Origin of the sequence: Aureimonas sp. AU40, from assembly GCF_001463785.1 — a bacterium.
Taxonomy (GTDB): Bacteria; Pseudomonadota; Alphaproteobacteria; order Rhizobiales; family Rhizobiaceae; genus Aureimonas.
This window is the reverse complement of sequence record NZ_BBWL01000031.1, coordinates 1-12,323: the sequence shown is the minus strand read 5'-3', so window position 1 is coordinate 12,323 and position 12,323 is coordinate 1. Positions and strand designations below refer to the sequence as shown.

General features: G+C 69.2%; 9 protein-coding genes. 4 read left to right on the top strand and 5 right to left on the bottom strand.

Annotated elements, in window-relative coordinates; all coding sequences use genetic code 11:
- Both AUL32_RS10405 and AUL32_RS10400 read left to right on the top strand, forming a co-directional pair.
- Entirely contained in the window at positions 1 to 1,113 is a 1,113-nt protein-coding gene (locus AUL32_RS10405) for a protein-glutamate methylesterase/protein-glutamine glutaminase (RefSeq protein ID WP_061972805.1), read from the top strand.
- 5 nt (positions 1,114 to 1,118) lie between these two features.
- Positions 1,119 to 2,921, top strand: coding sequence for a hypothetical protein (locus AUL32_RS10400; RefSeq protein ID WP_062114574.1), 1,803 nt, complete (start codon positions 1,119 to 1,121; stop codon positions 2,919 to 2,921).
- Between the two features lie 200 nt (positions 2,922 to 3,121).
- Here AUL32_RS10400 and AUL32_RS10395 read toward each other — a convergent pair whose 3' ends face one another.
- Positions 3,122 to 4,003, bottom strand: a complete 882-nt coding sequence (locus AUL32_RS10395; protein ID WP_062114572.1) for a LysR family transcriptional regulator — start codon at positions 4,001 to 4,003, stop codon at positions 3,122 to 3,124.
- A 109-nt stretch (positions 4,004 to 4,112) separates the two neighbouring features.
- Here AUL32_RS10395 and AUL32_RS10390 point away from each other — a divergent pair, with 109 nt between their 5' ends.
- Both AUL32_RS10390 and AUL32_RS10385 read left to right on the top strand, forming a co-directional pair.
- Positions 4,113 to 5,609: a CoA-acylating methylmalonate-semialdehyde dehydrogenase gene (locus tag AUL32_RS10390; RefSeq protein WP_062114571.1), complete on the top strand. Its 1,497-nt coding sequence runs from the start codon at positions 4,113 to 4,115 to the stop codon at positions 5,607 to 5,609.
- Between the two features lie 684 nt (positions 5,610 to 6,293).
- Positions 6,294 to 7,223 (top strand): AEC family transporter, encoded by a 930-nt coding sequence (locus AUL32_RS10385; protein ID WP_061972799.1) that lies wholly within the window; start codon positions 6,294 to 6,296, stop codon positions 7,221 to 7,223.
- Positions 7,224 to 7,230: 7 nt separating this feature from the next.
- Here the strand turns inward: AUL32_RS10385 and AUL32_RS10380 are convergent, their stop codons facing one another.
- The 4 genes from AUL32_RS10380 to AUL32_RS10365 all read right to left on the bottom strand — a co-directional run.
- A complete protein-coding gene (locus AUL32_RS10380) occupies positions 7,231 to 7,875 on the bottom strand; it encodes a nucleoside triphosphate hydrolase (protein WP_062114569.1) in 645 nt (214 codons plus the stop codon).
- A gap of 44 nt (positions 7,876 to 7,919) precedes the next feature.
- Complete coding sequence (gene cysG, locus AUL32_RS10375; RefSeq protein WP_244497799.1) at positions 7,920 to 9,386, bottom strand: siroheme synthase CysG; 1,467 nt, start codon at positions 9,384 to 9,386, stop codon at positions 7,920 to 7,922.
- Between the two features lie 40 nt (positions 9,387 to 9,426).
- Positions 9,427 to 12,099, bottom strand: a complete 2,673-nt coding sequence (locus tag AUL32_RS10370; RefSeq protein WP_062114563.1) for a nitrate reductase — start codon at positions 12,097 to 12,099, stop codon at positions 9,427 to 9,429.
- A 1-nt stretch (position 12,100) separates the two neighbouring features.
- Positions 12,101 to 12,323 (bottom strand): cyanase (locus AUL32_RS10365; RefSeq protein WP_441294106.1); only part of this gene is annotated, 223 nt, incomplete at its 5' end.

The following is a 12,323-nucleotide window of genomic DNA, read 5'->3' as shown; positions in this document are numbered from 1 at the left end:
ATGAAGCCTATTCGCGTCCTCATCGTCGACGACAGCGCCAGCGTCCGCCAGGTCCTGTCGGAGATCGTGTCGGCGGAAGCCGACATGGTGGTCATGGGAACGGCCTCCAACCCGTATTTCGCCGCCGAGCGGATGCGGGACGAAGTGCCCGACGTCATCATCTGCGACATCGAAATGCCGCGCATGGACGGCATCACCTTCGTCCAGAAGCTGATGAGCCAGCGTCCGATCCCGGTCGTGATCTGCTCCTCGCTGGCCGAGACCGGCTCCAAGATGGCGCTGCAGGCGCTGGAAGCGGGCGCGGTGGAAATCATCGCCAAGCCCAAGATGGGCACGCCGCAGTTCCTGCTGGAATCGCGCACCCGCATCGCCGACGCCGTGCGCGCCGCCTCGCACGCCACCGTGCGCGCCCGCAGAGCTCCGGCCGCGCCGATCGCGCCGCAGGCCAAGCTGACGGCCGACGCCGTGCTGCCGCCCTCCACCGGCCGCCCGATCGACCGCACCACCGACAAGGTCGTGGTGATCGGCGCCTCCACGGGCGGAACCGAGGCGCTGCGTCGCCTTCTGGAAACGCTGCCCGCCGACGCGCCGGGCATCGCCATCGTCCAGCACATGCCCGCCGGCTTCACCTCGGCCTTCGCCAAGCGTCTCGACGGCCTGTGCCAGATCGAGGTGCGCGAGGCGGTGACGGGTGATCGGCTGATGCCGGGCCTGGCGCTGATCGCGCCCGGCAACCAGCATCTCCTCCTCCAGCGCTCGGGCGCGCAGTACCATGTCGAGGTGCGCGACGGCCCGCTGGTGACACGTCACCGCCCGTCCGTGGACGTCCTGTTCCGCTCGGCGGCGCGCTCGGCCGGCGCCAACGCGCTCGGCATCATCATGACCGGCATGGGCGACGACGGCGCCAAGGGCCTTCTGGAACTGCGCCAGACCGGCGCCCACACGATCGGCCAGGACGAGGCCACCTGCATCGTCTACGGCATGCCCAAGGAAGCCATGAAGGCGGGCGCGGTGGAGCAGGAACTGCCCCTCGAGCGCATTCCGGCCGAAATCGTCCGCTTCGGCCACGACCAGCCCCTTCGTTCCGCGGCCCGCGCCGCCACCGCACGGTAATCCCGATGGCCAGTTCAACCGCTCCCGCCTCGACCATCGAGATCATCGACTCCGCTCTCAGCGACGCGCACACAGCGCCGCTGCGCGAGGTCCTGACCCTCGTCCACCAGTGGAACGTCTCGTCCGAGGCCGTGTATCTCGGCGCCGGCAACGATCTCCAGACGCTGCACCGGCGCATCGGCACGGTGCGCGACTCCATCCGCCAGTCGACGGAGGCCGTCGCCTCGACCGAGGGCGATCAGGTGGAGACGCTTCTGTCCGAGGCGGCGTCCACCGCCACGCAGCTCGAAACGCTGGCCGGCGAGCGCTCGCGCATCCTGCGCGTCCTGTCGGAAGGCGTCGTGACCGCGTCCGAGGGCGCCTCGGCCGTCGCGCTCGTGTTTCGCCTTCTCGACTATGTCGTGCTCGTCGCGCGCACCCATGTCGAGGGCATGACGCAGGCGCGCGACGTGCTCGTGCCCTTCACCGAGCATGTCCACGAACTCGTCGGCTCCGGCCAGACCGTCGCCCGGGCGCTCGACGCGCGCGTGCGCACCGTTCAGGGCCACATTGCCGAAAGCCGCGCCATCGACGCGCGCGTCGGCGGGCGGGCGCTGGTGGGGGAGGCAAGCCTTGCCTTCCAGTTCCGCTCGCTCAACCGGCGCTTGGCGCAGGAGCGCGACGCGGCGTCGACCACGCGCGAGGCGGCCCACCGCTCCTTCTCCGTGATCCGCGACGCCGTCGGCGGCGTCGTCATGGGCCTTCAGTTCCACGACATCGCCCGCCAGCGCCTGGAACACACGCTGACCAATCTGGAGCGCCTGTTCCTACTGGCCGAGACCGGCCGTCTCACGCATGACGGCGCGCCCTTCGAGGGCAAGTCGCGGCTCCTGACGATCCGCCGGATCGTGGAACTCGAGATCGCCCAGCTGACCAGCCTGACCGAGCTCTACGAGACCAAGATGGGCGAGGTTCACGCCAATCTCGACGTCCTGGCCGTCGAGATCGTGGAAAGCAGCCGTCTTCTGTCCTCGCTCTTCTCCGACGACGCCGGCAATGGCGGCAAGAGCGCCATCGCGGTTCTGGAAGCGGAGGCCACCAAGGTGCGTCATCGCTTCGAGCGCGGCGAGGACGACCGCCGCCAGATCGCCGCCTCGCTGCACGAGTGCGTCGAGGCCGCCGGCCCGCTGATCGCCATGACGGACGAGTTGGCCTCGCTCGAGCACACGCTGCGCCTTGCCGGCTTCAACGCCGCCGTGCGCGCCGCCCATGTCGACTCGGGTGACGAGACGATCGGCTACATCGCCCGCGAGATCCGCGAGCAGGCCACCGTCGCCAAGTCGCAGGCCGACCTCGTGCGCGAAGGCATCGAGATGGCCGTGTCGGCGACGCGCGAGCTGGAAGGCACGATCCTGCCGCAGATCGCCACGTCCGAGACCTGGATCGCCGAGCGCTTCAACACCGCGACCGACATCCTGTCGCGCATCGAGGCGGCCTGCCTCGACAAGCTGCGCGACGCGGCCACCAACGCGCGCGGCCTCGACGAGCGCATCCGCACCATCGCCAGCCTGATGACGCCGCATGTCGAAGGCTGCGCCCTGATGCGCCAGACGATCGACCAGCTGCGGGTGATCCGCGACGGACTGCCGGACGAAGCGATCACGCCGGAAGACGCGCTGCGCCTGCACAGCCTTCTGGCCGGCCAGTATACGATGGCCGAGGAGCGGGCGATCTTCGAAGCCTCGTTCCGCGGCGTCGGCCTGCCCCCCGCCGTCCAGGCCGCGGCCGCCGCGCCGGCGAGCGACGATATCGACGATCTCCTGTTCTAAGAGACGGGTTCGATCGAACGAGCTAAGAGGCCGGACGGGCAGGAATGCCCGCCCGGCCTTTGTCTTGAGAGGGTCTTGGAGCCTGTCCGAGATCGATGCCGGGCCGGTCTCCTGCGGTCTTCGTTCACGCGACCCAAGATTTTGCCCAGCCGCATGCGGCCTGCCGACGCGGCCTCGTCTCCCCTGATGACTGATCCATCTCAGCCGAACAGCGCCCGCTCGGCCTGCACCAGTTCGGCGATGAAGTCGGCCACCGTGCGGATGCGGGCGAGGTCCCGCGCCGTCTCGTGCGTGGTCAGCCAATATTCGCGCCGGATCTCGCGCTCGGGCAGAACCCGCTCCAGCCCCGGCCGCCCCGCCGCCATGAAGGCATGGAGAATGCCGATCCCCGCGCCCGCCGCCACGGCCTCGGTCTGCCCCAGCGCGGAGGAAATCTCGAAGCGGCTTTGCCAGTCGGCCAGGATTTCGCCAGCATAGTGCAGCGAGGGGCTGTAGACGAGATCCTCGACATGGCCGACCAGCCTATGCTGCCGGAGGTCCGCTGCCGTTTCGGGCCGGCCGAACCGGTCGAGATAGCGGCTCGCGGCATAGAGGCCGAGCGCGTAGGTGACGAGCCGGCGTGCCACGAGCCGCCCTTGCGCCGGCCGCTCCACCGTGATCGCGATGTCGGCCTCGCGCCGCGAGATGGAAAAGGCGCGCGGCACCGGCACGAGCTGGATCGTCAAGCCGGGATGGCGCTCGGTCAGGGCCCAAAGGCGCGGCGCCAGGAAGGCGGTGCCGAACCCGTCCGGCGCGCCGATCCGCACGGTGCCCGAAAGCTGCGCCTCGCTGCGGCCGAGGCTTGCGCGCGCCGTCAGCATCTCCGCCTCCATCCGCTCGGCGGCGGCGAGGAAGTCGGCGCCCTCGCGCGTCGTCTCGCAGCCGTTCGGCCGCCGGTCGAAGAGCTTGGCGCCGAGTGCCGCCTCCAGCGCGTCGAGCCGCCGGCCGACGGTGGCATGGTTCAGCCCCAGCCGGCGCGAGGCGGCCAGAATCTGCCCGGCCCGCGCCACGGCCAGGAACACGCGCACATCATCCCAATTCACCGCTCGTCTCCGGCGCTTCAATCCACGCACAACGGATGCGCAGGAGTTTTGCTTGATTTCAAGTCCGCGCTGCGGCTCTCTGGCGCCCAACGAAAATGGGAGAACGGCCATGAAAGAGATCGGGCACTTCATCGACGGCGCACATGTCGCGGGCACGTCGGGCCGTACGGCGGATGTGTTCAACCCCGCCACGGGGCAGGTGAGCGCCCGCGTCGCGCTGGCCAGCGAGGCCGAGCTTCAAAGCGCGGTGGACGCCGCGCGGGCCGCCCAGCTCAAGTGGTCGGCCGTCAACCCGCAGCGCCGCGCCCGCGTCTTCATCAAGTTCGTCGAACTCCTCAACACCCATATGCAGGAACTGGCCGAGCTTCTGTCGGCCGAGCACGGCAAGACGGTCGAGGATTCCAAGGGCGACATCGTGCGCGGGCTGGAAGTCTGCGAGTTCGTGATCGGAATTCCGCACCTTATCAAGGGCGAGTTCACGGAGGGCGCCGGCCCGGGGATCGACATGTATTCGATCCGCCAGCCGGTCGGCATCGGCGCGGGCATCACGCCCTTCAACTTCCCGGCCATGATCCCGATGTGGATGTTCGCCCCCGCGATCGCCTGCGGCAACGCCTTCATCCTCAAGCCCTCCGAGCGCGATCCCTCCGTGCCGATGCGCCTTGCCGAACTCATGATCGAGGCCGGCCTGCCCAAGGGCGTGCTGCAGGTCGTCAACGGCGACAAGGCGGCGGTGGACGGCATTCTCGCCCATCCCGAAATCTCTGCCGTGTCCTTCGTCGGCTCGACGCCGATCGCGTCCTACGTCTATGCCGAGGCCACCAAGCGCGGCAAACGCGCCCAGTGCTTCGGCGGCGCCAAGAACCACATGATCATCATGCCCGACGCCGATCTCGATCAGGCGGCGGACGCGCTGATCGGCGCGGGCTACGGCTCGGCCGGGGAGCGCTGCATGGCCATCTCCGTCGCCGTGCCGGTGGGCGAGGCGACCGCCAACGCGCTGATCGAGAAGCTGGTGCCCAAGGTCGAGGCGCTGAAGATTGGCCCTGCCACCGACAGCACCGCCGATTTCGGTCCGGTCGTCACCAAGGCCGCCAAGGAGAAGATCCTCTCCCTGGTCGAGAAGGGCGTCGCGGAAGGCGCCACGCTCGCGGTGGACGGGCGCGGCTTTAAGATGCAGGGCTACGAGGACGGGTTCTTCGTCGGCGCCTGCCTGTTCGACCATGTCCGCCCGGATATGGACATCTACACGCAGGAAATCTTCGGCCCGGTTCTCACCGTGGTGCGCGCCAAGGATTATGAGGAAGCGCTCGCGCTGCCGACCCAGCACGAATACGGCAATGGCGTCGCCATTTTCACCCGCGACGGCGATGCCGCCCGCGACTTCGCCTCGCGCGTGCCGATCGGCATGATCGGCATCAACGTGCCGATCCCGACCCCGCTCGCCTACCACTCCTTCGGCGGCTGGAAGCGCTCCTCCTTCGGCGATCTCAACCAGCACGGGCCCGATTCCATCAAGTTCTGGACCCGCACCAAGACCGTCACCAGCCGCTGGCCGTCGGGCATCAAGTCGGGCGCGGAATTCTCCATGCCGGTCATGCGGTAAAGCCCTCCGGGCGAGGGGAGGCGCGCCCGGAGGGCTCGGGCGACCGAGGCGCCGCGCGGATGAAGCGGGCGCGCCATCGCGCCGGCCCGTTCCCTGGTGCGGGCTTGCGGCTTCCCATCGCTCCCCAAACCTGCCAAAGGCCGGCGGCATCCCGCCGGCCTTTGCCGTTTCCGCTTCAAACCGCGGAACGACAAAGGCGGGCGGGGAGGCGGGGCGAGAAATCTTGTCCGTTGGCGAAATGCGAGGCTGACATGATGCCGGCGGCGGAGCGTCGCCTGTTCGTGGCGACGTCAGCGGAGACGGGAACCGGCCGGCCGAGCCCGAAGGTCGTAGAGGCTGTTTGACAATTCGGTCGGGTCGGTCCGCCGCCGCTTGGTTGCCAATCCTCGCCGATGCCCGCCTCGCGTCATTCAAGTTGGGCGCCTCGCGAACGTTGCAAAATCACTCGGCGGCCTTCTACCGCCGAGTTGTCAAACAGCCTTTTGGAGCGCCTAACAAAACCTCTGGGCGGAGGTTGGTCGAGGGGTTTCCGTCGGTGACGAGGAGCGAAGCGCAGTCGATGCTGGCGGCAGGGCCAAGCATTCGCGACGAAGTCCACGGCGGAAAGACCCGACCAGCCAACCCCACGACGTTCTGTCAGGTGCTCTCAGTCTCGAATCCTCATTCCAAGCGAACCGCCGCCCCATGATCCAGACGCTCGTTTTCGTGCTGACGCCGGTCTTCTTCATGCTGGGGCTCGGCTTCGTGGCTGGGCGAAGGCATTGGGTGAACCCGCATGCGACCGAGATGCTCGGCGCCTATATCGCCAAGTTCGCGCTGCCCGTTTCGCTGGCTCTGGCCATCGTCACCGCGCCGCGCCAGCTGCTCGCGCCCGAGCTGGTGCCGACGGTCGTCTACGGCGCTTCGCTCCTGTCGGGCTTCGCGATCGGCCTTTGGTACGCCAAGCGCGCCGGCTTCACGCCCGTCACTGCCGCGCTTTATTCGCTGACCGTCGGCATGCCCAATCTCGGCGGCATCGGGCTCGCCCTGTTCCAATCGCTGGAGGGGCCGGACGCCGCCGTGTCGCTGGCGGTCGCCAATCTCGTTGGCACGCTCACCGTGATCCTGGCCTGTTTCGTCCGGCTGGAGATGCAGCGCGGCGGCCATCCGCTACGCGCCGTCTCGGCCGCGCTCCTGAAGCCCATGACGATCATCCCGACGCTCGGCTTCGTCGTGGCCTTTCTGGATCTGCCCTTTCCCGATCTTTTCGTCTCGGCGCTGCGCCCGCTCGCGCAGTCCACCGCCGGCGCCGGCCTGTTCCTGACCGGCGTCATCCTGTCGACGCAGCAGCTTCGCCCGACCCGCGCGGTGATGTGGGGCGTCCTCGCCACCAATATCGTGCAACCCGCCGTCGCGCTTCTCGCCTGCACGCTCATCCATCTGCCCGGCACGCTGGAAACGCGCGCCATCGTCGCCATGGCGATCCCCTCCGGCTTCGTCGGAACGATCCTCACCTCGGTCTATCGCGAGGGCGGGGCGGAGGCCGGCGGCGTTCTCGTCGCCTCCTCCGCCCTCTCGGTCGTCACGCTGCCGTTCTGGATCGTGCTGGCGCTCTGGCTGGGGGGCGGCGCCTGATAGGAACTCAGGCGCCGCCGTCGCTGCGGATGGCGATGTCCGCCGGCAGGCTGTTCGACAGGACGCGGCGCATGTTGGGCAGGTCGTTGCCTTCCAGCTTCTCGATCAGGGCTTCCGGCCCGTAGTCGAAGCCGAGCCAGCGCTCGGTCAGGCGCTCGATCAGCACCTCTTCGCGCGCCTCGATCATCACCGTCAGGTCGAAGAGGGCGCCAAGATCGCGCCAGCCCGGCTCGTCCAGAAGGAGATAGTTGCCCTCCGCCAGGATGATGCGCACGTCGGGCGCGATGATGCGCGCGCCGGCGCGGGCGATCTCGATCGAGCGGTCGAAGACCGGCACGGCGACTTCGCGGCCCTCGTCGCGCTTCAGGCGCTCCAGCATGGCGCGGAACCCGTCGAGGTCGAACGTGTGCGGCGCGCCCTTGCGCGGCCGGTCGCCGCGCGCGTTCAGAACCAGATCGTCGAAATGGTAGCCGTCCATCGGCAGGATGTCGGCGACGCCGGCGCGTCGGGCGTTCAGCCGCTCCTTGAGCGACTCGGCCGTCGTGGACTTGCCCGAGCCGGGCGAGCCGGCGATGGCGACGATGCGCCGGCGCTCGCCCTCTTCGCTGAGAAGCGCGTCGGTCAGGGCTGCGAGCGTCGAGCGTTCGGTCATGGCATCCTGTCTCCCCGGTTCGGGAAGGCACTCCGCTCCCCGCGTCAGGACGCCTTTGCCTGAAGGCGGGAGGTTTCGCCAGCCCCCCGGTCGCGCTCCGGCTCGAAGCCAGTCAGGCTTTCCGGCTCGCAGTCTGCGAAGACGCGGCCGACGCCGATCAGGATCGGCCGTTCGACGCCGATGCGCCCGACGATGTCGGCCAGCGTCGCCAGCGTGCCGACGAGGCGCGTTTCCTCCGGCCGCGAGATCGAGGCGGCGACGGCGACGGGCGTTTCGGCCGGAAGCCCATGGGCGATCAGCTGCTCGGCGATGCGCGGCGCCATGCGCCCGCCCATGTAGAAGATCGTTGTGGCATGGTCGTCGGCCAGCGCTTGCCAGTCGAGATCGTCCGGCAGGCCGCCTTTCTGCGAATGGCCGGTGACGAAGCGCACCTGCTGGGCGCGATCCCGGTGCGTCAGCGACACGCCGAAGCCGGCGGCGAGCGCCGAGGCCGCCGTGATGCCGGGCACGATGGCGACGGGAATGCCCTCGCGCTTGAGCTCCGCGATCTCCTCGCCCGAGCGGCCGAAGACCGAAACGTCGCCCGACTTCAGGCGCACGACATGCTTTCCGGCCTTGGCGAACTGCACCATCATCCGGTTGATGTCTTCCTGGCGGCAGGAATCACGGCTCGCCCGCTTACCGACCAGCATGCGCTTGGCCTCGCGGCGGGCCAGCTCCAGAATGTCGTCGGACACGAGATCGTCGAACAGGATGACGTCGGCCGCCTGCAGGGCGCGCACGGCCTTCAGCGTCAAGAGTTCCGCCTCGCCGGGGCCGGCGCCGGCCAGAGTGACGCGCCCGCCCGCCTGCGGGCGGTTGGCGAGGTCGCGCACGAAGCGGCGGGCGTCGGCCTCGGCCACTTCGTCCGGCGCGCGGCGGGTGAAGGCCTCGTCGGAAAAGCGCTCCCAGAAGGCGCGGCGCGCCGGGCCAGGCTGGAGTCGGTCCATCACCTCGGCGCGCACCTTGGCGGCGAGCCTAGCCCAGCCGGTGAGCGTTGCCGGCAGCAGCGTCTCGATGCGGCGGCGGATGGCTTGGCCGAGGATCGGCGCCGCGCCGTCGGTCGAGATGCCGACCACGACCGGCGAGCGGTTGACGATCGTGCCGAAGCGGAACTGGCAGAAAGCCGGCTTGTCGATGACGTTGACGGGAACGCCGGCTTGCCTCGCCGCGCAATAGAAGCTCTGCGCCTGAGCTTCCGTCTCGCAATCGGCCACGGCGAGCGCCGCGCCCTCGAACACGTCCAGCGCCCAGGGCCGGTCGTGATGCCGGATCGCGCCGTCCGCGAAGCGGAGGGCGAGCACGGTGCGCATCTCGTCGGAGAGGTCGCCCGCCTCGCAGTAGAGATCGACATGGGCGCCGGCCGCGGCCAGAAGCTCGGCCTTCCAGGCCGCGCCCTCCGAGCCGCCGGCCATGGCGACGCGCTTCTCCTTCAGGTCGAAGAAGACCGGCAGCGTCGCAAGCTCGCCCATGCGCTGCGGGCGCGTGCGGGCGGCCTGGGAGCTGGCTTCGTCAGCGGAGTTCGAGAACGCGCTCGGCATCGATCAATCCCTGAAGTTCCGTTCGGCAGGAGCCACAATTCGTCCCGGCCTTCAAGTCCCGGCCGATGGCGGCGACGCTGGTGCAGCCCTTTTCGCGGATGGCTCTTTTGATGTCGTTCACGCCGACGCCGAAACAAGAGCAGACCAAGGCGCCGGGGTCGGGCCGGTCGGAGCCCGGTCGTCCGGCGAGAAGCCGGAAGCGGGTCGCCGATTCCATCGGCGCGCCGTCGAGACAGGACACGGCATAGGCGCGCGACACGGCGACGGGCTCGGGCGAAAGCCAGAGCGCGCCGAGAAAGCGGGTGCCCTGAAAGCAAGCGAAGCGATGATGCCCCGCCCGGTCGGCATAATGAAGAAGCTCGGCCTCGGGGGGAAGGGCAAGAACCCGCTGCGCGAACGCTTCGGGGTCGGTGACCGCATCGGTGCCGGCAAGCTCCAGCCGCCAGCCGCCCACGGCCCGCGCCAGCGCCCAATAGGCGCTGGCGGCGGCATGCGGCTCGGCCGTGGACACGGCGAACCCATACCAAGCGGCCTCGAATTTCGACAGCGCGGCAGGGGCCGCCTTGGAGGCGGGCTGGCCGGAAACGGGGTCGGTGCGGCCGGGGATCAGCGTGTTGATGCGCGCGGCGCCGGAGAACTGCCCGGTCCAGTGCATGGGGGCGAACAATGTGCCGCTTGGCACCCGGTCTGTGACGAGCGCTCGCAGGATCGCCGCACCATGGTCGGTCTCGACCCGGACGAGTTCGGCTTCCGCCACGCCGAGGCGCCGGGCGTCCTCGGGGTGGATCTCGCAGAAGGGCTCGGCCAGATGCGCCGAAAGCCGCGCCGAGCGCCCGGTGCGCGTCATCGTGTGCCACTGGTCGCGGATGCGGCCGGTGTTGAGCACGAAGGGGCGGCGCTCGCAGGTCTCTGGCGCTGCGGCGGGGGCAACAGTGAGGAAGCGTGCCTTGCCATTGGCCGTGAAGAAGCGCCCGTCGGCGAAGAAGCGTGGGCGGGAGGTGCCATCAGTGGCGACCGGCCATTGCACGGGCGCCAGCGCTTCGTAGGCGGCTTCGTCCAGCCCTTGCAGGCCGGCAAGGTCGAAGTCGCGCGTGCCGCCGTTCTCGAAGGCGGAGAGCGCGGCGTGTTCCCGAAAGATCGCGGCCGGGCCGTCATAGCGGAAGGCCTCACTATAGCCCATGCGACGGCCGACTTCGGCCAGTTGCCACCAGTCCGGCCGCGCTTCGCCGGGCGCGGGGAGGAAGGCGCGCTGGCGCGAGATGCGGCGCTCGGAATTGGTCACGGTGCCCGACTTCTCGCCCCAGGCGCTGGCCGGCAGGAGGACATGGGCATAGGGCACCGTGTCGGTGTCGCGCACCACGTCGGAAACCACGACGAAGGGGCAGCGGGCCAGCGCCTCGCGCACCATGTCCGCCTCGGGCAGCGAATCCACCGGATTGGTGCCCATGATCCAGAGCGCTTCGACGCGGCCCTCGTGAACCGCGCGGAAGAGATCGACCGCTTTGAGGCCGGGCTTTGCCGGCAAAGCGGGCGCGTTCCAGAAGCGGCGCACGATGTCTTCATGCGCCGACTGGCCGATCTGCATATGGGCGGCGAGCTGGTTGGCGAGCCCGCCGACCTCGCGCCCGCCCATGGCGTTGGGCTGGCCGGTGACGGAAAAGGGACCGGCGCCCTCGCGTCCGATCCGGCCCGTCGCCAGATGACAGTTCAGGATGGCGTTCACCTTGTCGGTGCCGCCGGCAGACTGGTTGACGCCCTGGCTGTAGACGGTGACGGTGCGCTCCGTCTCCGCGAACAGCGTGAAGAAGCGCCGGAGGGTTTCGGCCTCGCAGCCGGTCTCGGCCGCGAGGCGGGCGAGGTCGAGATAGGGGCGGGCGGCGTCCAGCGCGGCCGCAAACCCTTCCGTGTGCGCCTCGATGAAGGCGCGATCCATCGCCCCAGCCTCTTCCAGATGCGCGAGCAGGCCGAGAAACAGCGCCGTATCGCCATCCGCCCGAAGCGGCAAGTGCAAATCACTTTCCGCCGCCGTCACGGTGCGGCGCGGGTCGATCACCACCAGGCGCAGCGAGGGGCGCGCGGCGCGGGCCGACATGATGCGCTGGAATAGGACGGGATGGCACCAGGCGAGATTGGAGCCGACGAGAACCAGAAGGTCCGCCTTCTCCAGATCCTCATAGGTGTTCGGCACCGTGTCGGCGCCGAAGGCCCGGGCATGGCCGGCCACCGACGAGGCCATGCAGAGGCGGGAATTGGTGTCGATATTGGCCGAGCCGATGAAGCCCTTCATCAGCTTGTTGGCGACGTAATAGTCCTCCGTCAGGATCTGGCCGGAGACGTAGAAGGCGACCGAATCCGGCCCCTTGCGCGCGATGGTCTCGGCAAAGCGCGCCGCGACATGGCCGAGCGCCGCGTCCCAGCTCGCCCGCTCGCCTGCGATCTCGGGATGGAGAAGCCGGCGGTCGGGCACGAGTGTCTCGGCCAGCGCCGAACCTTTGGAGCAGAGGCGGCCGAAATTGGCGGGATGCTCCGGATCGCCCGCGATGCCCACCGTGCCGTCCGGCCGGGGGGTGGCGAGGACGCCGCAGCCGACGCCGCAATAGGGGCAGGTGGTGCGGGTCGAACCCGTCTCGGCCAGCGTGTTCATCTCACCACGCGTTGTAGCCGAGATACTTGCCGCTCATGCGGATCTCGATCCGGTCCCCCTTGGGGTTGGGCACCTTCTCGACCTCCATGGAGAAGTCGATGGCGCTCATGATGCCGTTTCCGCACTTCTCCTGGATCAGCTCCTTCAGCGTGTCGCCATAGACGCCGACGATCTCGTAGAGGCGGTAGATGCAGGGGTCGGTCGGGACGCTGCGGTCCCAGACC

What these genes read in the sequence shown, in the direction of transcription:
- AUL32_RS10385 (WP_061972799.1), top strand. Translation starts at nt 6,294, where the DNA reads ATGATCCAGACGCTCGTTTTCGTGCTGACGCCGGTCTTCTTCATGCTG.
- AUL32_RS10400 (WP_062114574.1), top strand. Translation starts at nt 1,119, where the DNA reads ATGGCCAGTTCAACCGCTCCCGCCTCGACCATCGAGATCATCGACTCC.
- AUL32_RS10405 (WP_061972805.1), top strand. Translation starts at nt 1, where the DNA reads ATGAAGCCTATTCGCGTCCTCATCGTCGACGACAGCGCCAGCGTCCGC.
- AUL32_RS10370 (WP_062114563.1), bottom strand. Translation starts at nt 12,099, where the DNA reads ATGAACACGCTGGCCGAGACGGGTTCGACCCGCACCACCTGCCCCTAT.
- cysG (WP_244497799.1), bottom strand. Translation starts at nt 9,386, where the DNA reads ATGGGCGAGCTTGCGACGCTGCCGGTCTTCTTCGACCTGAAGGAGAAG.
- AUL32_RS10390 (WP_062114571.1), top strand. Translation starts at nt 4,113, where the DNA reads ATGAAAGAGATCGGGCACTTCATCGACGGCGCACATGTCGCGGGCACG.
- AUL32_RS10380 (WP_062114569.1), bottom strand. Translation starts at nt 7,875, where the DNA reads ATGACCGAACGCTCGACGCTCGCAGCCCTGACCGACGCGCTTCTCAGC.